The organism is Staphylococcus sp. FSL W8-0305, assembly GCF_037966415.1.
GTDB classification, from domain to species: domain Bacteria; phylum Bacillota; class Bacilli; order Staphylococcales; family Staphylococcaceae; genus Staphylococcus; species Staphylococcus aureus.
This window is the reverse complement of record NZ_CP150198.1, coordinates 83,606-104,299: the sequence shown is the minus strand read 5'-3', so window position 1 is coordinate 104,299 and position 20,694 is coordinate 83,606. Positions and strand designations below refer to the sequence as shown.

The following is a 20,694-nucleotide window of genomic DNA, read 5'->3' as shown; positions in this document are numbered from 1 at the left end:
TATGAATGCTTTTACAAAACCTAATATTTATATTGTCGCTAACAAACTACCTTCAATGACTCGAAATATTAAAATCAGTATAGGAAAACAATATCTAGATTATATTCTAATTATTTCTGATTCTCACAGATTAATTTACACAACAAGTCAGCTAAACATCATGAAGAAGTATCCGCCTCGTCTGTACTATCTTTTGAAACATCTTGTTGATTATCAGTTTGTGTCACTTTAGATGTTTTATTATAAATTGCGTGTGTCGTATACCTTGCTAATACGAAATTTACTGCAGCTATTAAACATAAGAATAAAATAAAGTAAAAATGATATGGAATGTTTTCCATACTTGATATACCAAATATGATAGATTGTGCTATACCATTAACAATGTAATACATTGGATTCAGCATTAGGATGTGATTGATAAATACATGATTTGGATTTGGTATAAAAATAATTGGCAACACTAAGAAACACAATACACAAATCCCATAAAATATGATATTTATTTTTTCAGTTAACAGTCGAATAAGACCAAAAGTAACTGATATTAATCCTACAAAAATAGTTGCCATCACAATAAAATAGAATAGCGCTATATATGATGTTTCGAAGTTTACTGGTTTAACCAATGCACTAATCATCGTCAAAATGACTAGCATAATAAAACTTAAAATAGACATAATAACTACTGGCGTCGCTGCGGAAATATTAAATAACTTAGTAACTAAAAAGTCATTCATATAATGATGATAAGAGATATAAATTGTGAACATCAATACCGCAAAAACAATCAATGCAATAAGTCTAAATAACCATCGCACCTCTTTAACATCGGTCAAATGACTAAAGGAAAATAGCGTTTCACTTGCAATAATAAGTATTAAACATGCAGCTAATACGATTAGAAAACTTTTCCAATTTTGTTTTAAACGTTCTGTTACATACCTTTTAGTATGCGGTAAGTTTTTAAAATATAAAATAATATTATCTAGCATCTTTACACCTACAATTCAATATAAATCCATTTGTCTTCTTTTAAATTGGCAATACAATATCCATTCCCAACTTTAGTAATCCAAATGTTATTGTTAATATTAAACTTATCTTTTAATTCTTTTTTATCTACGATTGGATAAACAAAACCGTATAACTGATTATTATCATTGAAAAGTAATTGTATCGGTTGTTGTGTAACGGATGCAACGAAACGGTTATCATCATCAGGAACTAAAGTTTTAATAACTGAACTATGCTTTTTATGTAATTGACTGTTAAAGTATGCATAGTAATTACTATAATTTGATTTCATAAATGGCGCTAATTTTTTAAAACTATGCGTTTGATATAAACCTGCCGGGTTAAAATATTCTAATTTATCTTTACTAACATAGTAAGTCTTATTATCAGCGGTAACACGATAATTTTTACTATTTTCACCAGTAATTGTAACTACACTATATTTTGGAATTGTGACTTGTTTATCCCCTTGCAGATCCACACTGCCATTAAAAGCAATTCCATAAGCTAACTTTTCGCCATATGGATCTTTATTTTCATTTTGCATCGTAGCACGATTCGTAAAATCTGTTATCGAAATAATTCCTATATTATTGAAAATGAGCAACATCATCAATGCTAAGCCTAAAATAGTACCTGAGGCTAAAGTCCAAAAACGCACTAAAAACTTAGGCGGTTTTGCATGATTATAGCGCTCAACGCGTTTGAAATTATAGGTCATCTCCGGTATTCTTGTACGATTCTTTTTCCAATCTAAATCAAAGTTTTCAATTTCTTCTTTTGAGTTTAGACTTAATCGATCACGTTCATGTTCTTTAAAAGATGGAATAACTTGTTTAAGTGACCCTTCCATTCTTAATTGACCATGTGAAAACCAAGCTATATAGTTACTCACTTGTGAAATTTTATCAATATCATCACCAATTGACACAATCGTTAAATTATTTTCAATATAATCATTTGTTAATTCAATCGCACGTTCCATAAATTGTGGTGTTAAATAGTCAATAACATGATTTAAAATAATAATATTTGATTTTGATGAGCGTGCAATACTTAATAGTAATTGAGCGTATGCCGCTTTCGAAATATGGTTAACCGGCTTCGTTTTATAATCGCCTAAATGTGCATATTGAATAATCTGTTCAGCTTTATGATTATTAATTTCATATGGAAATAGTTGAACTAACTGCGCTGTATAAGCTTCAACAGTTTGATGAATTAACGATTGATCTTCAATATATCCGTAGAACAAATCTTCAGTACAAACTACTTTACCTTTATCGGGTTTAATTGCACCTGCCAACAATTGACCTACCATCGCTTTGGAAGATTCAGGTTCACCAATTATACCTAATGCTTCACCTTGATAAATATGTAAACTAATATTGTTTAAATCGATATCTTGAGCATCATATCCAAAAGGTAAATACCATTTTTTATTCTGTTTATTCCTATAGTAGTGTGTTACTTTTAGTAACTTTAAAACAATTGAACTTCCCATCTATTTTCATCCTTCTATAATTGTAATAACGCTATAGGTAAGCCTTCTTCGGGTTCATCACTATTAAATCTAAACCCCCACGCAAAAATACCTTTTAATCTTTCTACTTTAAAATATTGATTACTGCCATCAGTCAGTTTATAAATTTTACCAATTTCAATCTTTTTTCTGTCTACTAAGTAACTTTCGGCAACAATTACTTTACTTTGATAAACGTCATATTCATTTAAAATACCATTCATCTCAGCTTTTCTCATTTTCTCTTTATAAAGTTGTATTTCGTGTCTTAATTCTGGCTCAGACATCTCACTCAATTTCTTCTGTTCCATCGGCAATACCACTTTCTTCTAATTTAGCTTTAATTTTATCATATTTATATCCTTTTCTCATAAGGCCTTCGATAGTTTTTGAAATTAATTTTTGTTGCGTGTACTTCTTTCGATTTTTATTATAAATTTTTTCTAAATCTCGTTGTAATAAATCGTCTAAAACCGCTTCATCTTGTGTAAAATCCATTTCATTCAATACAGCATGAATGGTTTCCATTTCAAACCCTTTTTGAATTAAAGATTGCATTACTTTTTCTTTAACCTTATTTTGTGGCCCCTTTTTTGTTTTAGATATTTTTTCAGCAATTTGGATAATATCATCAAGTTCCTGTTGTTCTCTATAAAGTTCTGTAAACATTTCAATGATATTTGGTTCTATACCAAGTTGATAAAGTTTTTGTTGATAAATTTTAGGTCCTTTATCTGTCGTGCGAATCATTGTATTTTTTAAACTTTCCGCATAATCTTGATGGTCGATTAACTTTTCGCGATAACAATATTCAATCACTTCAGAAATCGCTTGCTCTGATATCTCTTCTTTTTGTAAATATTGTATAACTTCTTTTTCAGTTCTCTTTTTATATGATAAATATTGGATTGCTTTATTTAAACCTATGCGATAATGATCATACTTTTGAATCTCTGCCATGTCAGCAGCTTCAAGTTGTTGCCCTTTTTTTAAATTAAATTTGACTAATGTATCGATATCTATACCCATTTCAAATTGTTCATCTAAAAAAAGATTAAAACGTTCTTTGTTTTTCTTTTGAACTTCTATTTTAGTAATCTTCGGCACTGGATCACCCCGTTACTTTCTCAAGTTTTAATACAATACTCTTTTATTATTCAATAAGCCACTTCCTATAGCAAATGTTTAACTTTAAATATTTTTCGATGCTAACAAAAAATCACACTATCATCTTTTAAAATGAAAGTGTGATTACAAGCAAATCTGTAAAATTTATTAAGCAGAAACAATTCAACTTTATCATTATGGCATTTCAATTATACCTTCTACATTATTGTTCCAAGTATCTTACACATGAATGCAAGTATTTAACGATTTAATTGTGACATAGCCTGTTGATATTGTGTTTCATTGATATAATTTTGTTGCTTCATTTTTTCTAAGTTCGTGCTTACACGTTGCGTAAAATTCTCAGACATATTATTGATATTATATACGCTAGGTGCATTGACTTTACTAGCTAAAATAGCGCTTTGTAAAACTGTAATGTGAGACATTGTTGTACTATTTTTATTCACGGTTGTTCCAAAGTAATGGTTTGCTGCGCCCTCAAGCGTATATTGATTATCCCCAAAGTAAATATTATTTAAATAAAAGCTTAAAATTTCGTTCTTATTATATTGTTTTTCAACTCGATGAGCTACAAATAATTCTTTTACTTTTCTAGTAAATGAACGATCATTATCATAAAAATAATTTTTGACAACTTGTTGTGTAATGGTACTACCACCTTGCACATCTCTGTCGCTAATCGTTGAAAATAAAGCTCTAGTTGTACCTTTCAAATCAAATCCATGATGATTGTAGAATCGTTCATCTTCCATTGAAATAAAGGCACCTTTAACATACTCTGGCATGTTATCAGCTGACACAAAACTACTTTTATTTTCAATTTTTCTTAGTTCATCCACATTATCGCGTGTAGATAAAAAATACATGATACCAATAAACAATGCGATAATGATTAGAATGGTTAATAATATTTTCAATAGTATTCGTTTACTTTTTTTCTTTTTCGGCGGTTTGCCAACTGGTTGATAATACGTATTATAGTGAGGTTCGTGTTTCATATGCTCAAAATGTTCATTTGAGTTTGAGTACCTATCGCTTCTTTTCATGCGTTTGCTCCTTCTTTTAAAACTCACTTAGTATATACCTTGAGTTTACCAGTACTATCACAAATAGGCTACACTTTTTGGGAAAATCAGTCCAAGGGCTTACAATCGTATACGCCATCATACTTACTTTTTTGTTTTTTGAAAAGATTATAGATAAATCATTGCGATTTTAAATATTAATCATGTCAAATATTGTTATATTTTATAAAAATAAAAGACCATCCCTATTAAATGCCAATAGAGACGACCTTTTATTTGTTATTCATTTTTTAAAACTAAAATCCATATTTCATTTCAAACGAAAATATATAAATTTTAACAATCGATAACCACAATACTTCTATTGTAATTGTTTAACAATTTCTCGATTAAAATCATCTAAATCGTCTGGTACTCGACTTGTTACAATATTGTTGTCTACAACTACTGACTCATCAACTACATGTGCGCCTGCATTTGATAAATCTTTGCGTACATTTAATACTGCTGTTAACGTACGACCTTTTAAATCGTCTGTATCTATTAGTATTTGTGGCCCATGACAAATGGCAAATGTTGGTACATCATTTTTAGTAAAGTATTTAGCAAATGTGCCATATCGACCTTCTGTATCTCCACGTAAATGATCTGGTGAAAACCCTCCAGGAATTAATAATGCATCATAATCTTCTGGTTTAGCTTCTGCAATGCCTACATCGACAGTAACTTTTTCACCGTGTTTACCAAAAACTTCACTATTTGCAGTATCTCCAATCACTACAGTATTAAAGCCAGCATTCTCTAATGCCTCTTTAGGACTTGAATATTCTATATCTTCAAATTCGTTTGCTAGAATAATTGCTACTTTTTTAGTCATTGAAAATCACCTTTCTATATATCATTGATATAAATACTATAGACAAGTAAATCAGTGATTAAACATACAAGATATAAAAACATTAAGCGACTGTCGCGATATCTAACTCTAACACATCTTATGTGGCATTTACTTAGATACTAATTTAACCTTTTCTTCAAGCTGATCTAACAATCCAATCCATTCATCTATATCTTCAACACGTACTTCATCAGGATTTACATGATCGATATCCTCAATAAACTTATTTAAACGCGCTTTTATCTGTTCGATTGTTTGCTGTTCATTCATAAAAAGTTAACTCCTTTTATTTTGTTTTCTTTTTCATTATTATCCTAACAGAAATTGCGTTAAAGCGATATAATCTTAGCTATATTTATGACATTCAAATTATTTTGACTTTTAAAAATCCCCTTTTCAATTAACTAAAATTAAGAGATAATTTGTTACGAGTGATAATACGAAGTGGTATCATACCGATATGAACCAAATAGAAAGAAGGAAGTTTAAGACGATGAATAGCGTCAAATTGAAGCAACCTGTTAGCATTCACAATGATCCATGGGAAGCATATAACGATGTTAAAGAACATGGCCAATTAACTTTAAGTAACATCGAATTTACAACTACAAATCTTTGTAATATGCGTTGTAGCCACTGTGCAGTTGGTTATACTTTACAAACTGTCGACCCCGAGCCTTTAGATATGGACTTAATTTATCGTAGACTTGATGAAATTCCAAATCTGCGAACGATGTCAATTACAGGTGGCGAACCAATGTTTTCTAAAAAGTCTATTAGAAATGTTGTTAAACCTCTATTAAAGTATGCACATAATCGAGGTATATATACACAAATGAATTCAAACCTAACATTGCCTCAAGATCGTTATTTAGATATTGCTGAATATATCGATGTTATGCATATCTCACATAACTGGGGAACAACTGATGAATTCGCAAATGTTGGCTTTGGCGCAATGAAGAAGCAACCACCGTTAAAAGCTAAGTTAAAATTATATGAACAAATGATTTCGAATGCATGTACATTATCAGAACAAGGAATGTTTGTATCTGCGGAAACAATGCTCAATCAAAGTACGCTACCACATTTACGAAAAATACATCAAGAAGTCGTTCATGATATGAAATGTAGCAGACACGAGATTCACCCTATGTATCCAGCTGACTTTGCAAGTCAATTAAATGTGTTAACTCTAGCGGAAATGAAAAAGACAATTCATGATATATTGGATTTCAGAGATGAAGATATTTGGATGTTATTTGGTACTTTGCCTGTGTTTCCATGCTTAAAAGATGATGAAGATCAAAAGTTACTATCACGTTTAAGAACTGCTAAAAATGTAACGACTAGAAATGACCCGGATGGCCGTAGTCGTTTAAATGTCAATGTATTTACAGGTAATGTAATCGTAACTGATTTCGGAGATGAAACAGGTACAATTTCGAATATACAAAAAGATAAATTAACAGATGTATTTGATAAATGGTTATCCTCTGATCTTGCTAAATCATTAAATTGTCATTGTTCCGAGTTTAGTTGTTTAGGACCAAATGTTCTTGTTAAAAATATGTACTATCCGAATATGGATTTTAAAGATAATGAGCGTCATATGCACAAACAACCACAAATTATACAATTTTAAAAACGCTTAATTATGCGGAGAAGCACTTTATCGATAAGTAGTCTCCGCATATTTTAATGCTATTACAAAATAAAAAACAATTAATTGCTGGCAGCACTCTACTTAAATAATAAAGGTCATTTAATAGGACTAATAGTCTATAATAAAAGGGTTAAATTTTAACTAAAAACATAAATTTGCATAATCAAAAAGACAGATTGTAGGTGGAATATTCGAACATAACAGTTCAATTCATCCTTAACAATCTGTCTTTATATTTTTAGTCTCTAATATGTTGCACTTGAGCTAAATATTCAATTGTTTGTTTACTTTCAATGCGACGTGCTTTTCTTCGTTCAACACGTTGTGGTGCTGTATCATAAAACCATTTTTCAACATCATCTTCTGGATATACTCCAGGTACATGTTTAGGCTTCCCTTCATCATCTAACGCAACAAATGTTAAGTAACTTAATGCAGCTAAATCATGCTTGTTATTAAATACATCGTCAATTCTAATTTGAACGACCACTTCCATCGAACTTGTCCCAGCGTATGAAACCATCGCTACGTATTGTAATATGTCCCCTGTTTTAATCGGCTTTAAGAAATCTACTGAGTCTGTAGATGCGGTAACTACTTGCGCACCAGCATGTTTCATAGCTGTGATTGCTGCAATTTCATCAATATTAGCCATCAATGTACCACCAAACATTGTATGATGGTGATTCGTATCTTGAGGGAAAACTTGTCTATTTTTATAACATTTTGATTCTGACATAGATTTCATTGGTCTGTCCTGATTTGTCATTATTTTATCTCCCAATCTATACTTTAATCACGTATTTGACCTTTAAATACATGTTTCATTTCCTACTCAGCACCTCAAAATAACATTTATTAAAATGTTGATGCCCAATTTCCATTTTCAAATACTAGTTCTTTTGAACCATCTTCGAATATGCCATAAATAGTCAAATCACTACTACCAATCATGAAGTCGACATGTACGTTTGAATCATTTAATCCGCTTGCAATCTTTTCCTCAACAGTCATTTCCGTTCCACCTTGAATATTAAAGGCGTAAGCAGATCCAATCGCTAAATGACATGCTGCATTTTCATCAAATAAAGTATTGTAAAAAATGGTATTACGATTTGATATCGGTGAATCATCAGGTACTAACGCAACTTCACCTAATCTTCTTGAACCTTCATCTGTATTGATTAAATCTTTCAATACCGCTTCACCTTTTTCAGCTGAAAAATCAATAATTTCTCCATCTTTAAACATCAATTTAAATTGATCGATAATTGTGCCATTATAACTTAAAGGCAATTTATTAGTAACATATCCATCTACTCTATTTCGATCTGGTGCTGTAAATACTTCTTCAGTTGGTATATTAGCAATAAAAGCTTGTTCCTTACCGTTAACATAACTTGTAGCATCTTCCCATATATGATTTTTCGCTAAACCTACAGTTAAATCAGTGCCTTCAGATACATAATGCAACGCATGGTAATTTTTTTGCTGTAATTTTTGTGCGTAAACACTTAAATTAGCGATGTGTTGACGCCAATTTTCAACTGGATCGTTACCATCAATTCGCACAATATCGAATACCTCGTCAATAAACTTAATATATGCTTCTTCTACAGATAGTTCAGGATATACTCTCTTCGCCCAAGCTTTAGATGGAAAAGCAGCTACGACCCATGGAAATTGATTTTTTTGTACACTTTCCATATATCCTTTAAATGCGCGTGCGTTTTGTTGTTGAAATGCTTGTAATTTTTGGCTATCGATACCATCCATTAAATCTGGATCTTCACTAATAAGTGCTAAATTAGCAGCGCCACGTTTAACGTAATCCATTCTCGCTTCAACATCATATGATTTTATCTCATGATTAGCAAAATGTTCCACAGATTCATTTTCAAATTTTAAGCGTTTTAAGGTTGGATCGCTATATACAACACGTACATCTGAAGCACCACAACGATAAGCTTCTTCTACAATTAAATGCGTTAATTCTAATGTTTCTACTGATGATCTAATAAATACTGGCTGTTTTGGTTGAACATTCATACCAACCTTAACTAATAGTTCAGCGTATTGTTGTAACTTTTCTTTGTAATTAGTCAAAATTCCCACTCCTAGTCGTGTCGCAATTGTCCTAAAGCGTCAGCAATAGCTGTCACTTCACTTGGCGACAATCTTTCTCTTGATTGAACAAAATCATATATATCTGTTAATTCTTCTTCATTTGCATTTTTATATTTTTCAGGATCTAATAATCCTTGATTAACAATATTTAACTTCTCTCTAATAGCTAATACTTTCTCTTCATTTGTCATAGCCACAATGTTCACCTCTAATAATAGTTATGTTATCAAAGTATCACAATTTAATAAACTTTAATAGAATTTTATATAATCTGCTTTCTTATTGTTTAAAGTCGCTATAAAATGGGGATATAACTACATAGTTTGGAGGAATCAAAATGGTAGATGTAGCATTTGTCTGTCTTGGCAATATATGTCGTTCTCCAATGGCAGAAGCAATCATGCGACAAAGACTTAAAGACAGAAATATTCAAGATATAAAAGTACATTCAAGAGGTACTGGTAGCTGGAATTTAGGAGAGCCGCCTCATGAAGGTACACAAAAAATTCTTAACAAACACAATATTCCATTTGATGGCATGATTAGTGAATTATTCGAAGCGACAGATGATTTTGATTACATTGTGGCTATGGATCAAAGTAACGTTGATAATATTAAATCTATCAATCCTAATCTTAAGGGACAATTGTTCAAACTGTTAGAATTTAGTAATATGGAAGAGAGTGATGTACCAGATCCATACTACACGAATAATTTTGAAGGTGTATACGACATGGTATTATCATCTTGTGATAATTTAATAGACTACATCGTAAAAGATGCAAATTTGAAAGAGGGGTAGTTTTTTATGGAAAATAAATTTGTTCCTGGTATTTTAATTGGTGCCGTAATTGGTGGTGCAATTAGTTTAGCTGATAAATCTACACGTCAAGCTTTAGTTCAATCAGTTAAAGATGCAAAAAATGGTAACCGCACTCGTAAGCCTTCTAAAGTCAGCAAGATTAAAGACGAAGTTTTATATTGGAAAGATGTTGTTGAAGAAATTCGTCGTAATAATCCTGAATTAGAACGTTCATTAAAGGATGCGAAAGAAACATTTGTTAATAGAAAAAATCAACGCTAAGATGATTTTGTTTTTATAAGGTAATACTTAACAATTTGGTGTACGCCTTTCGTAGTTATCATTATTAAATGATAATACAATGATTGGCCAAACTGCATTGTTTCAGTATTGCCTTTGTTTTAATTTTAAATCAAAATAGCCTATGAAAGATTTAAATCAATTAAATTCTATAATATTATCATTTTTAAAGCATATCATTGTTTAGTTTTTTTATAATTGGATAAATACTAATAGTTACTTTATAAAACATTACATAGAGAAAGGTTAAGGAGTGCACATGTCGAAAAAGGACCACTCTTCTTCAAAATACCTTAATTCTGTTAAGGAAGCGCAAGAGGAGTCAAAAAAGAAAAATAAAAGTAATCCCAAAATTGATGTTGATCGTACATATATTGAACCTCAACAATTCCAATCTAAGAAACCTAAAAAAGATGATCAGGTTTTCTTCTTATCAAGATTAAATAAACCTGCAAAATATAAGAAAGACTCTAATTTCTTATCATATCTCATCTATCGCATAGGAAAAGATGATGCCTCAGGACTAGCAGCGCAAATGACTTACCATTTCGTACTTGCTATGTTCCCTATGTTGCTTTTCCTATTAACATTATTACCATTTTTCAATATTAAGCAGAGTCAAATTACTAATATGTTAAGTAATGCACCCGCTGAAACATCTACTCTAATTAAGAGTGTAATTGGTGATATAACTCAAAACTCCAGTGGTGGCTTATTATCTATCGGTTTGATTTTAGCAATTTGGTCAGCTTCAAATGGAATGACTGCAATTATGAATTCTTTCAATGTTGCTTACGATGTAGAAGATAGCCGTAATGGAATCGTATTAAAACTACTAAGTGTTGTCTTCACTGTAGTTATGGGCGTTGTGTTTGTAGTTGCTCTAGCATTACCAACGCTTGGTTCTGTAATTAGTCATTTCCTATTCGGTCCACTTGGATTTGACGAACAAGTGAAATGGATTTTTAATCTTATTAGAATTGTGTTACCAATCATTATTATATTTATCGTATTTATCGTGTTATATTCGGTTGCACCTAACGTTAAAACGAAACTTAAGTCAGTATTACCAGGTGCAGTATTTACTTCAATTATTTGGTTGGCTGGGTCATTTGGTTTTGGTTGGTATATTTCAAATTTTGGTAACTATTCTAAAACATATGGCAGTATCGCAGGTATCATCATTTTGTTACTATGGTTATATATCACAAGTTTTATTATAATTGTCGGTGCTGAAATCAATGCAATCATTCATCAGCGTAGTGTAATTAAAGGTAAAACACCTGAAGAAGCAGCATTAGAACATGATGACAATAATAAAAATCATTATAATGAGAACACTAGGTACGAATATGATGAAGATACTAATGCAACACATCAACGAACGTATCATGTTGACGAACATCCTAGTGATACCTATCCAGAAGATGATAAAAATATAAAAGACAAAATCGTTGATAAGCTTAAAAAAGACTAAATAACAACAAAACAGAGGTTTTCGCTAATGATTGCGAAGACCTCTGTTTTTTAGTGTATATTTGATGTTATATTGTGATTGGCGTAAGTAACTTTTCTTAATTCGATAAGAACTATTGAATTAAATTATGTTGGAATGCATAGATAACAGCTTGTGTTCTATCTTGCACTTCTAACTTACTTAAAATGTTACTCACATGTGTCTTAACCGTTTTAATAGTAATATGCGATGCACTAGCAATTTCTTGATTTGAGTAACCTTTCGCAATCAATAATAATATTTCCATTTCTCGTTCTGTAAGCATTTCATATAACTCTGCGCGCTTTTTCATACGGTTACGCATTTTCACTAAAACTTCCGGTTCAAAAACAGATTCTCCTCTAGAAGTTTTACGAACTGCATCGGCGATATCTTTTGCACTTGTTGTTTTTAAAATGTAACTATCGACACCTGCATCTAATGCACGATATACCTCTTTATCTTCAATAAAACTAGTTAACATTAATACTTTAATTTGCGGTAAATCTTTTTTAATCTGAGTCGTCGCTTCTACACCATCCATGTCTTCCATAAGTAAATCCATTAATATTAAATCTGGCTTCAACTCATGGGCTTTGGCAATTGCTTCTTTACCAGAAGCGCCTTCACCAACTACTTCAATATCACTTTGCGTTGATAGATAACTTGAAATTCCTATACGTACCATTTCATGATCATCCACAAACAATACTTTAATCGTCATACGAATCCTCCTTATTTAAAGGTGCTTTCACCTCGATACGTGTACCTGAATCTGGCAATGATACAATATGGAACGTTGCACCAATTTCCAAAGCTCTTTCACGCATATTTTTAAGTCCATAACTTTGTTCTAATTTTTCATCAACATTAAAACCTTTACCATTGTCTTGAATTCTCAACAATAAATAATCGTCTTTATTAAACAATTCTACTGTCACTTTTGTACCGTTTGAATGACGCAATGTATTCGAAATTGCTTCCTGTGTAATTCTGAACAAATGATCTTCAATACCTTTAGGCACTTTAAAATCTTGTATTTCATGCACAACTTTCATTGGCACTTTTTTTTGTAAATCAATAACTAAATCTTTAATACCCTCACCTAAAGATTTGTCTTTTAAACCAAGCGGTCTTAAATGTAACAGCAAAGCACGCATTTCTAGCTGCGAATCTTGAACCATTTTCTCTAAAATCGGAATTTGTTGGTCTAATGGTGGTTCTAACTTCGTTTCTTTGATAGCAGAAAGCATCATACTTGCCGCAAAAAGTTGCTGACTAACAGAATCGTGAAGTTCTCGTGCTAGTCTTTGACGTTCATCTTCAATAATCTTTTTAACTTTCACATCATTAATATTATAATTTTCATTGGTTAAGTTTTGAGTTTTAAGTCGCAACTTATGCAATTCTTGATTTAAAGGTACAAGTGTATGGTATAAGTCTAACGTTTCACTATATATTTCTATATTTTGATCATTAATGCCAACTGTTTCGCCTTCCATTGAACGCTCAATTTGCGTCTTAATCCAATCATTTTGCTGATTGATTTTGTAAGCGAGTACCGAACCAACAATAATACACAATAATATGATGATGAGATTTAAAAATAAAAAGACTGGTATTCCGAATATTTGTGTATAAAACATACCTTGAAAATAGATGATATTTACAAAAACTTTATCGATGAACAGAAATGCAGCTAGCATGCTATATACTAAGATGAGCATTGAACCAATTGTTCTAATGTAGTGGTTCATCGATAAATCACCTCTACGTCTCCGATAAACGTTGATACGTAGATATTAACTGTATAGTTATCCGGTTTCATCATTTCTTCAATATGAATATTGTTATTTTCAACTTTATATGATTTTTCATTCACGTAAGTACTTCCATAAAAAGCAGCTACATGTAAATTAATATTGTAATTAACCGGCAATATAACCTGCACTTTACCTAAAATGTGTCTAACAACAATGGTATTATTTTCCTTAATATTTGCAGCTTTTGTTAAGTCAATATGTAGGTCGCCAATTCCATGTTGAATTTGGACATCTTCCCACTTATATACATAAACTGGTGTACGTTGCTCACCAAACCACTTTTGTTTAATAAAAGATGGTGAAGTCATAACCTCATCCGTCGCAACTACTTTTTTGGGTTTAAACTTGTGTATTAAATAACGCACAATAAGTAGTAATAAAAAGACGAACAAGATGATGATTGTATACTTATTAGACAATAATGTGAATGCAATTAATAGCGCGCCTATCCAAAACGCCAAAAGGCCACGTATTTTATGAAAATAAAGATATCCTACATAAACTAATACACATCCCAATAATAGAACGAGTAAAAAGCCAATTTTTTCAAAAAATATGTAGTAAAAATTGGCAATAATCATTAATGCAGTAAAAATGATCAACATTTGCGTTGATATATATTTGTGTGTCATGTTTCGCCGCCTTTCTATGCCACAGCGTTCATATAATTTATTAGATACGATGTTTTTTCTGTTGCTATTTTTTCAGTTGAAGTTTGTTGAATTTGAGTTTCAATTTGTGCATAATATGCTTCAACTTTATTCAACTCTGATTTAATATTTTCAATTTCTTGATTATTGATTTCTCTTGCACATTGAATTTGAAATGCTTCAACAATATCAATATATTTATTTTCTAATGTTAGCATTAGACTGTCAATTAACTTGCTAAGTTGTTCTTTTTTAGTAATTAAATAATGCATATAATCATCTAAATTTTTCATTTTTTCATCTAACATTAAAAGGTAGTGCTTGATATTATTTCTTACTGTTGCTCTCAAAAACTGTTCAATATAACGTTCAACATAGTTCATAACTATCACCTTTTATAATAAGTTTTAAAGTACCAAATGCGCTATGTATCTTCGTTGATGTCGATGATATGTTTGCTTATAAACTACTTTATTACAACATATTTTTGAAATGACGCATTGATTGTGTTCTTAATTATTATAAAACAGTTCCGAAACCAATATGAATAGGCTCCGGAACTAAATGATGTTCATACTTTAGTCTTAGTATATGTTGAACTATTCTTCTTCAATCTTTGTCGTTAAAATCGGACCATCCTTAGTCACGATAACTGTATGCTCAATTTGAGCAACAAAACTTTTATCGCTCGTTTCAAAAGCCCATTCATTTTTACCTTCTGTAACGAATGATGCATTTGATGAGATAAACGGTTCAATAGCTAATACCATACCTTCAGTTAATAATGTTTTGTCTTTTGGATCAAAGTAATTAAGTACATGTGCTGGCGCTTCATGTAATGATAAACCAACACCATGACCTGTTAAGTTTTTAATGACTTTCAAATCATTTTGTCTAGCTGTATTATGCACCGCTTTACCAATGTTACTCAACTTAGTACCCGGTTTTACTTTTGCAATTGCATTCTCAAATGCCATCGTTGCTACGTCACATACTTTTTGTTTCATTGGATCGTCTGATTCTCCAACGACAAATGAAATGCCTGTATCTGCATAATAGCCATTCTTCAATGCCGATACATCAATATTTACTAAATCTCCTTCACGAATGACACGCTTACTTGGAATCCCATGTGCCACCTCTTCATTAACACTAATACACGTTTGACCAGGAAAATTTTCATCATGAATTGGCGCTGAAATAGCGCCGTATTCTTCAAATAACTCTTTCGCAATATTATCAAGCTCTTTCGTAGTGATACCTGGTTTGGTTGCAGCTTGCATTGTATTGCGCACTTTAGCGCATATGTATCCAATTTCTTTTAACGCTTGTAATTCTTCTTCTGTTTTTACAATCATTTTATCCCGTTCCTTTTTTATATAATTATAACTTATTATAGCAAAAATTCTTTGATATACTAAAGATGTTACTTTAGTATTTTGGAAAGTGAGTGGGACATAGTGTGATAAAGAAAATTATTTCTTAATCGTCCCCAACTTGCATTGCCTGTAGAATTTCTTTTTTGAAATTCTCTGTGTTGGGGCCCCGCCAACCTGCACATTATCGTAAGCTGACTTTTTGTCAGCTTCTGTGTTGGGGCCCCGCCAACTTGCATTGCCTATAGAAATTGGTGTTCCAATTTCTCTGTGTTGGGGCCTACACCCCAACCTGCATTGCCTGTAGAATTTCTTTTTTCGAAATTCTCTGTGTTGGGGCCCACACCCCAACTTGCATTGCCTGTAGAAATTGTAGATCCAATTTCTCTATGTTGGGGCCCCGCCAACCTGCACATTATCGTAAGCTGACTTTTCGTCAGCTTCTGTGTTGGGGCCCCTCCCCAACTTGCATTGTCTGCAGAAATTGGTGTTCCAATTTCTCTATGTTGGGGCCCCGGACTAGAATTGAAAAATGCTTGTTACAAGTGCATTTTATTTCAGTCAACTACTAACAATATAACATTGTGGAGCCCAGAGCTTTGATTAATGTATATGAAAGTCAAAGTAATGCATAAGCATGATTATTTCAAATGTTTTACATACATGAACTTTTCCAATGTACGATACTATTATTATAAAGCGCTCGCTAAGATTTTACGATGATTAGAGGTTAAAAAATGAACGGTCAATGGTATAAACATTTAATTGGTGCCAGAACAATTAAAACTGGTATTGCCATTTTTTTAACGGCTGTCTTTTGTATGGCACTAGATTTAACACCCATCTATGCCATTTTAACAGCTGTAGTCACAATTGAACCAACTGCCAAGGCATCACTTATAAAAGGTTATCGTAGATTACCTGCTACGGTAATTGGTGCAGGCTTTGCAGTATTATTTACATATTTATTCGGCGATCAATCACCTTTTACATATGCATTGAGTGCGACGTTCACGATTTTATTCTGTACAAAACTCAAATTGCAAGTTGGTACGAATGTTGCTGTACTAACATCATTAGCTATGATTCCAGGTATTCATGATGCCTACATATTCAACTTTTTGTCTCGAACATTGACAGCGATTATTGGACTCGTGACATCAGGTTTAATTAACTTCATGGTGTTTCCACCTAAGTATTATGGTCAGGTCGAAGAAAAATTAAGTAAGACAGATGCCTTGATGTATAAATTATTTTACAATCGCTGCCAAGAAATTATCTTATCAAGACTGCAATCTGATAAAAGCGAAAAAGCATATAAAAATATTTTCAATTTAAACAATCAAGTTGAAACGTTAATAAGTTATCAACGTGATGAATTAAGCTATCATAAGAAAAAAGAATGTGATTGGAAATTGCTCAATCAATTAACTAAACGTGCATATACGAATCGTTTGTTTATCACTCATTTATCAAATATCATTTACTTGCCTAAAAATACTCGTGTTAACTTTTCAGGTGACGAAAAAATGGCATTGCTAAAAATTAGTAGTAGCATCAAAGATATTTTTTATGATGGTTCATTTAAGAGAGAAGATGATTCTGTAGAAACTTTACGTTCGACAATAAAAGCACTTGAAATTAGTGGTGAAAATCAAATTAAAAGTCATATACTGTATGAAGTTTTAATGATTTATCGACTGCTAGACAGCAGATATGCATAATTTAAGTGCCTTATGCTAATTGGAATCATTAGATATATTCTTACTTTATCAGTAATTTTATCGTATATAGCATGTCCCTTTTTAAAATTACAAGCATATATATTCAGACTCAAATATAGCCACACGCCTAAACTACGGAGGGATGTGGCTGTCTTTTTTGATTGTAATTGTGTATCAGATTTAAATCATTAATGTAACGAGACTAATTCATTAATAAATTTAGTAAAACCTGATTTAGTAACGTTTATCCTTAACGAAACACCAGATTCTGTTACCATGTTTGAATGCCTTAAACCAGAATCAAAATCAATATAAATACAAAGCAGTTCTTGATTAAAATCAATAATCGTAAAATGTAAATCAGGTTCTATAAAATATATTTCGGTAACTGGATTGTCGTATTCAATATATTTTAAATTGTCCATGTCACTATCAAAAAGTGCAAATTCAAATTTAATTTCTTGATCTTCGAAAGTTGCACTAGTGTCGAAATAATAAATTTTATTATCTTCTTCGATAACTACATCTTTTAAAATAAATGTTATCGATGTTTTGCTATGTAAATAAGATGCATCTTTTAATATCACTTTAGTAGGCTTCATCGTCAAATTCCTTTCATCATTCATTTTTTCATGTTGCATAATCACCATTACTATTGATAATTCTAGGATAGATACTCATTGTATAATAATTATTCACTAGAACAAAAAAACACACATCAATTTGGTTGTTTCCATCCAAAATAATGTGTGTGTTTATACATATATGATTAATTACTAAACTTCATCGTTTATCAATTTTAAACCCATTGATGCGATGTTCAGAGTTAACGAGACTTCTTCTGTCTATTTGCTCTGTCTATTAATACTTGTTTCGCTTGCTTTTCCGCTTCATTATCTATTTCTTTAGGCTCAAACGGAATACCCTTACGTTCACAAGCTTTTTCTAACAGATAATCAGTTATTTCGTAATTTTTAGGTAAAATTGGTCCGTGTAAATAAGTACCTAATAAATTTTTATAATGAATGCCTTCTTTTTTATCTTCATCATTATTACCATAACCAAAAGTAACATGACCAAGTGTACCGAAATTATGATATGTTCTACCACCGTGATTTTCAAAACCTACAATAGTTCCAAAAGTATCACTTTCGATAACAATATCTCCTGTTAATCGGTTTGTCTTTGATTCAGTATAAAAATCTAAAATACCTAACCCTTCTAATTCTGTACCATCAGGCGTGATATATTTTTTTCCTAAAAATTGATAGCCTCCACAAATCGTTAATCCCGGCATACCATCTTCAATCGCTTCTTTAAGTGGTGTCTTAATTTTACTTAGTTCTTTTGTTGCTAATGCTTGTTCTCTATCACTTCCACCACCGATAAAGAAAATATCACATTCATCAAAGGTAATACCTTCTGTTTCATTGATTTCTACGACATTAACTTTAATATTTCGTTTTTTTGCACGTTGTCTTAAAGCAATAATATTTCCTATATCACTGTATAAATTCAATTTATCTGACATAAAATGATAAATAGTCAATTCATGCATATTATGATTGACCTCCTTCAAACGAACGGTTTAATTGTTCAAGCATAGGCGCTAATGATGTATAGTTTGGTATTGCAACTGTGAAACCTTTATAATCCATAGTCTTTGCCGTTGCTTTATAAATATCACGCTCAACTATAATTGGTACTTCAACCTCTGCTAACTTCAATCGCAATTGAAGTTCTTCTGCTCGTGTACCTGTCACGATGATAGCTTCAATTTGTTGCTTAGATAATTTTTCGAAATCTGCATCATAAATCCATGAAGTATCTCGACCATCTGCAGCGTTATCATTTAGCGAAATAACATACACTTTTTCGCCTTCTAATTGTTCACCAACTGATAAACTTGCATTCATTCCTGCAGGGTTTTTAGCTAAATTGATCATCGCTTCTTTTCGTTCTTTTTTAAAGTACTGCATACGACCATTGTCTGATGTATACGTTTCAAAGCCATTTTTAATTGCTTGTTCATTTAACCCTAGCTCTCTTAAAACTGTATATGCTGCTAACGCGTTATAAGCGTTAAAGTCACCTGCTATTTTCATATCATATTTTTCATCATTGATATTTAAATGTAAAAACGGTGCCACATCAAATCTTGATATTTCATATTTTGCTTGCTCTCGTTTGAAACCACACTGACAGTGATAATGACCAATATGATTATAATGAATATAATCATATTGCAATAAGCGACCACAGTTTGGACAATATCTACTTTCATTCATCGTACTTTGTTCAAATTCATGGGCATGTGCTTTCATACCATAGTACACAATCGTATCACTTGCGATTTTCAAACGACTCACAAATGGATCATCACCATTTAGCAATAATTTGATGCCTTTATTACTAATTGTCTCTGCAATGTTATTAACCATAATATCAATTTCACCGAAACGATCCATTTGATCTCTAAAGAAATTAGTAAATACCATCATTGAAGGTGTAACTTCTTTTAACACACGTGGAATCGAACCTTCATCAATTTCGATTACCGCAATTTTAGTCTTAGGTGTTGATTGCATGATGAATGCAGAAGTTATACCTGCAGCCATATTAGCACCTTCATTATTGTGTATAATTTGAATATTATTCGCTTTTAAAGTATGTCCAATTAAGTTTGAAGTCGTTGTTTTACCATTTGTTCCACTGATAAATACAATATCATCAACTTGCTCTGCTAATTTTCTTAATATATCTGTATCCACTTTTCTAGCGATTTGTCCAGGTAAATCTGTTCCTCTTTTACCTACTGCTCTACTTGCTTTACGCGCCAATTTCGCTAGATGGATTGCCGTCCACTGTCTCATGTGTTTCCTCCTCAAATTTCCACTCGCATCATTATAACATGACAAGGCAACTTCAAAAAAGTTTCTCAATCACAAATTGATACAGTGTTTCTAAATTATAATCATTCTCATTTAGATAATTAAAAATGATATTTATTCTCAATTAAATCTCGGTAAATGATACATTTTCTCAATTAGAGTGCTAAAATCAGTCATTAAATTATAATTATTATTATTTACAATTGAGAATGAGTTTGTTATACTAAGTTTAATTCATAGTAATTTT

Annotated in this window: 24 protein-coding genes; 5 read left to right on the top strand and 19 right to left on the bottom strand. The window is 31.6% G+C overall.

Going from position 1 to position 20,694, the window contains the following annotated elements:
• Positions 1–158: 158 nt before the first annotated feature.
• From NST10_RS00575 to NST10_RS00545, 7 genes are all read right to left on the bottom strand, one after another.
• Complete coding sequence (locus tag NST10_RS00575; protein WP_339210578.1) at positions 159–995, bottom strand: hypothetical protein; 837 nt, start codon at positions 993–995, stop codon at positions 159–161.
• 8 nt (positions 996–1,003) lie between these two features.
• Positions 1,004–2,521: an ABC transporter ATP-binding protein gene (locus tag NST10_RS00570; protein WP_000535849.1), complete on the bottom strand. Its 1,518-nt coding sequence runs from the start codon at positions 2,519–2,521 to the stop codon at positions 1,004–1,006.
• Between the two features lie 14 nt (positions 2,522–2,535).
• Positions 2,536–2,850: a YfhH family protein gene (locus NST10_RS00565; RefSeq protein WP_000435806.1), complete on the bottom strand. Its 315-nt coding sequence runs from the start codon at positions 2,848–2,850 to the stop codon at positions 2,536–2,538.
• Positions 2,828–3,646: a recombination regulator RecX gene (gene recX, locus NST10_RS00560; RefSeq protein ID WP_001124422.1), complete on the bottom strand. Its 819-nt coding sequence runs from the start codon at positions 3,644–3,646 to the stop codon at positions 2,828–2,830. Before recX ends, NST10_RS00565 begins: the two co-directional genes overlap by 23 nt.
• Positions 3,647–3,906: 260 nt before the next feature.
• Positions 3,907–4,716 (bottom strand): monofunctional peptidoglycan glycosyltransferase SgtB, encoded by an 810-nt coding sequence (gene sgtB, locus NST10_RS00555; RefSeq protein WP_000830380.1) that lies wholly within the window; start codon positions 4,714–4,716, stop codon positions 3,907–3,909.
• Positions 4,717–5,056: 340 nt separating this feature from the next.
• Positions 5,057–5,572 (bottom strand): type 1 glutamine amidotransferase domain-containing protein, encoded by a 516-nt coding sequence (locus tag NST10_RS00550; protein WP_000163281.1) that lies wholly within the window; start codon positions 5,570–5,572, stop codon positions 5,057–5,059.
• A gap of 129 nt (positions 5,573–5,701) precedes the next feature.
• A complete protein-coding gene (locus NST10_RS00545) occupies positions 5,702–5,863 on the bottom strand; it encodes an SE1561 family protein (protein WP_001005407.1) in 162 nt (53 codons plus the stop codon).
• A gap of 223 nt (positions 5,864–6,086) precedes the next feature.
• Between NST10_RS00545 and yfkAB the strand changes: the two genes are divergently transcribed.
• Positions 6,087–7,238 (top strand): radical SAM/CxCxxxxC motif protein YfkAB, encoded by a 1,152-nt coding sequence (gene yfkAB / locus NST10_RS00540; protein ID WP_001089600.1) that lies wholly within the window; start codon positions 6,087–6,089, stop codon positions 7,236–7,238.
• Positions 7,239–7,497: 259 nt separating this feature from the next.
• Here yfkAB and NST10_RS00535 read toward each other — a convergent pair whose 3' ends face one another.
• From NST10_RS00535 to NST10_RS00525, 3 genes are all read right to left on the bottom strand, one after another.
• Complete coding sequence (locus tag NST10_RS00535; protein ID WP_000184383.1) at positions 7,498–8,028, bottom strand: acyl-CoA thioesterase; 531 nt, start codon at positions 8,026–8,028, stop codon at positions 7,498–7,500.
• Positions 8,029–8,117: 89 nt separating this feature from the next.
• Positions 8,118–9,374 carry an aminopeptidase gene (locus NST10_RS00530; protein ID WP_001793983.1) on the bottom strand — a complete coding sequence of 419 codons (1,257 nt, stop codon included), beginning with the start codon at positions 9,372–9,374 and terminating at the stop codon, positions 8,118–8,120.
• Positions 9,375–9,376: 2 nt separating this feature from the next.
• Positions 9,377–9,577, bottom strand: a complete 201-nt coding sequence (locus NST10_RS00525; protein ID WP_000180460.1) for a DUF1128 family protein — start codon at positions 9,575–9,577, stop codon at positions 9,377–9,379.
• A gap of 146 nt (positions 9,578–9,723) precedes the next feature.
• Here NST10_RS00525 and NST10_RS00520 point away from each other — a divergent pair, with 146 nt between their 5' ends.
• From NST10_RS00520 to NST10_RS00510, 3 genes are all read left to right on the top strand, one after another.
• Complete coding sequence (locus tag NST10_RS00520; protein WP_000228670.1) at positions 9,724–10,188, top strand: low molecular weight protein-tyrosine-phosphatase; 465 nt, start codon at positions 9,724–9,726, stop codon at positions 10,186–10,188.
• A 6-nt stretch (positions 10,189–10,194) separates the two neighbouring features.
• Positions 10,195–10,470, top strand: a complete 276-nt coding sequence (locus tag NST10_RS00515; RefSeq protein WP_000428172.1) for a YtxH domain-containing protein — start codon at positions 10,195–10,197, stop codon at positions 10,468–10,470.
• Positions 10,471–10,747: 277 nt separating this feature from the next.
• The gene (locus tag NST10_RS00510; RefSeq protein ID WP_000037081.1) at positions 10,748–11,965 is read left to right on the top strand and encodes a YihY/virulence factor BrkB family protein; all 1,218 of its coding nucleotides are present in this window, start codon (positions 10,748–10,750) and stop codon (positions 11,963–11,965) included.
• 112 nt (positions 11,966–12,077) lie between these two features.
• Here NST10_RS00510 and vraR read toward each other — a convergent pair whose 3' ends face one another.
• The 5 genes from vraR to map all read right to left on the bottom strand — a co-directional run bounded on the left by vraR (position 12,078) and on the right by map (position 15,814).
• Entirely contained in the window at positions 12,078–12,707 is a 630-nt protein-coding gene (gene vraR, locus NST10_RS00505) for a two-component system response regulator VraR (protein WP_000153535.1), read from the bottom strand.
• Positions 12,697–13,740 (bottom strand): sensor histidine kinase, encoded by a 1,044-nt coding sequence (locus tag NST10_RS00500; protein WP_001017131.1) that lies wholly within the window; start codon positions 13,738–13,740, stop codon positions 12,697–12,699. The genes vraR and NST10_RS00500 overlap by 11 nt, the downstream gene beginning before the upstream one ends.
• Positions 13,737–14,438, bottom strand: coding sequence for a cell wall-active antibiotics response protein LiaF (liaF, locus tag NST10_RS00495; protein WP_000149064.1), 702 nt, complete (start codon positions 14,436–14,438; stop codon positions 13,737–13,739). The genes NST10_RS00500 and liaF overlap by 4 nt, the downstream gene beginning before the upstream one ends.
• A gap of 14 nt (positions 14,439–14,452) precedes the next feature.
• Positions 14,453–14,839 (bottom strand): hypothetical protein, encoded by a 387-nt coding sequence (locus NST10_RS00490; protein ID WP_001110178.1) that lies wholly within the window; start codon positions 14,837–14,839, stop codon positions 14,453–14,455.
• Between the two features lie 216 nt (positions 14,840–15,055).
• A complete protein-coding gene (gene map, locus NST10_RS00485) occupies positions 15,056–15,814 on the bottom strand; it encodes a type I methionyl aminopeptidase (protein ID WP_000636142.1) in 759 nt (252 codons plus the stop codon).
• A 755-nt stretch (positions 15,815–16,569) separates the two neighbouring features.
• Between map and NST10_RS00480 the strand changes: the two genes are divergently transcribed.
• Positions 16,570–17,556 (top strand): aromatic acid exporter family protein, encoded by a 987-nt coding sequence (locus tag NST10_RS00480; RefSeq protein ID WP_001014423.1) that lies wholly within the window; start codon positions 16,570–16,572, stop codon positions 17,554–17,556.
• 188 nt (positions 17,557–17,744) lie between these two features.
• Here NST10_RS00480 and NST10_RS00475 read toward each other — a convergent pair whose 3' ends face one another.
• From NST10_RS00475 to murT, 4 genes are all read right to left on the bottom strand, one after another.
• Complete coding sequence (locus tag NST10_RS00475) at positions 17,745–18,158, bottom strand: hypothetical protein (RefSeq protein ID WP_001643743.1); 414 nt, start codon at positions 18,156–18,158, stop codon at positions 17,745–17,747.
• Positions 18,159–18,186: 28 nt separating this feature from the next.
• Positions 18,187–18,297, bottom strand: a complete 111-nt coding sequence (locus NST10_RS00470; protein WP_001790257.1) for a hypothetical protein — start codon at positions 18,295–18,297, stop codon at positions 18,187–18,189.
• 85 nt (positions 18,298–18,382) lie between these two features.
• Positions 18,383–19,114, bottom strand: a complete 732-nt coding sequence (locus NST10_RS00465) for a type 1 glutamine amidotransferase (RefSeq protein ID WP_000544973.1) — start codon at positions 19,112–19,114, stop codon at positions 18,383–18,385.
• 1 nt (position 19,115) lies between these two features.
• Complete coding sequence (gene murT, locus NST10_RS00460) at positions 19,116–20,429, bottom strand: lipid II isoglutaminyl synthase subunit MurT (RefSeq protein WP_064133690.1); 1,314 nt, start codon at positions 20,427–20,429, stop codon at positions 19,116–19,118.
• Positions 20,430–20,694 lie beyond the last annotated feature (265 nt).

Bases quoted from the DNA above. Each gene is read 5' to 3' on its own strand.
- NST10_RS00520 (WP_000228670.1), top strand. From the start codon at position 9,724: ATGGTAGATGTAGCATTTGTCTGTCTTGGCAATATATGTCGTTCTCCA.
- NST10_RS00480 (WP_001014423.1), top strand. From the start codon at position 16,570: ATGAACGGTCAATGGTATAAACATTTAATTGGTGCCAGAACAATTAAA.
- NST10_RS00465 (WP_000544973.1), bottom strand. From the start codon at position 19,114: ATGCATGAATTGACTATTTATCATTTTATGTCAGATAAATTGAATTTA.
- NST10_RS00475 (WP_001643743.1), bottom strand. From the start codon at position 18,158: ATGAAGCCTACTAAAGTGATATTAAAAGATGCATCTTATTTACATAGC.
- NST10_RS00570 (WP_000535849.1), bottom strand. From the start codon at position 2,521: ATGGGAAGTTCAATTGTTTTAAAGTTACTAAAAGTAACACACTACTAT.
- yfkAB (WP_001089600.1), top strand. From the start codon at position 6,087: ATGAATAGCGTCAAATTGAAGCAACCTGTTAGCATTCACAATGATCCA.
- NST10_RS00545 (WP_001005407.1), bottom strand. From the start codon at position 5,863: ATGAATGAACAGCAAACAATCGAACAGATAAAAGCGCGTTTAAATAAG.
- vraR (WP_000153535.1), bottom strand. From the start codon at position 12,707: ATGACGATTAAAGTATTGTTTGTGGATGATCATGAAATGGTACGTATA.
- NST10_RS00515 (WP_000428172.1), top strand. From the start codon at position 10,195: ATGGAAAATAAATTTGTTCCTGGTATTTTAATTGGTGCCGTAATTGGT.
- NST10_RS00535 (WP_000184383.1), bottom strand. From the start codon at position 8,028: ATGACAAATCAGGACAGACCAATGAAATCTATGTCAGAATCAAAATGT.
- map (WP_000636142.1), bottom strand. From the start codon at position 15,814: ATGATTGTAAAAACAGAAGAAGAATTACAAGCGTTAAAAGAAATTGGA.
- NST10_RS00575 (WP_339210578.1), bottom strand. From the start codon at position 995: ATGCTAGATAATATTATTTTATATTTTAAAAACTTACCGCATACTAAA.
- NST10_RS00490 (WP_001110178.1), bottom strand. From the start codon at position 14,839: ATGAACTATGTTGAACGTTATATTGAACAGTTTTTGAGAGCAACAGTA.
- NST10_RS00550 (WP_000163281.1), bottom strand. From the start codon at position 5,572: ATGACTAAAAAAGTAGCAATTATTCTAGCAAACGAATTTGAAGATATA.
- NST10_RS00565 (WP_000435806.1), bottom strand. From the start codon at position 2,850: ATGGAACAGAAGAAATTGAGTGAGATGTCTGAGCCAGAATTAAGACAC.
- NST10_RS00525 (WP_000180460.1), bottom strand. From the start codon at position 9,577: ATGACAAATGAAGAGAAAGTATTAGCTATTAGAGAGAAGTTAAATATT.
- murT (WP_064133690.1), bottom strand. From the start codon at position 20,429: ATGAGACAGTGGACGGCAATCCATCTAGCGAAATTGGCGCGTAAAGCA.
- sgtB (WP_000830380.1), bottom strand. From the start codon at position 4,716: ATGAAAAGAAGCGATAGGTACTCAAACTCAAATGAACATTTTGAGCAT.
- NST10_RS00510 (WP_000037081.1), top strand. From the start codon at position 10,748: ATGTCGAAAAAGGACCACTCTTCTTCAAAATACCTTAATTCTGTTAAG.
- NST10_RS00500 (WP_001017131.1), bottom strand. From the start codon at position 13,740: ATGAACCACTACATTAGAACAATTGGTTCAATGCTCATCTTAGTATAT.
- liaF (WP_000149064.1), bottom strand. From the start codon at position 14,438: ATGACACACAAATATATATCAACGCAAATGTTGATCATTTTTACTGCA.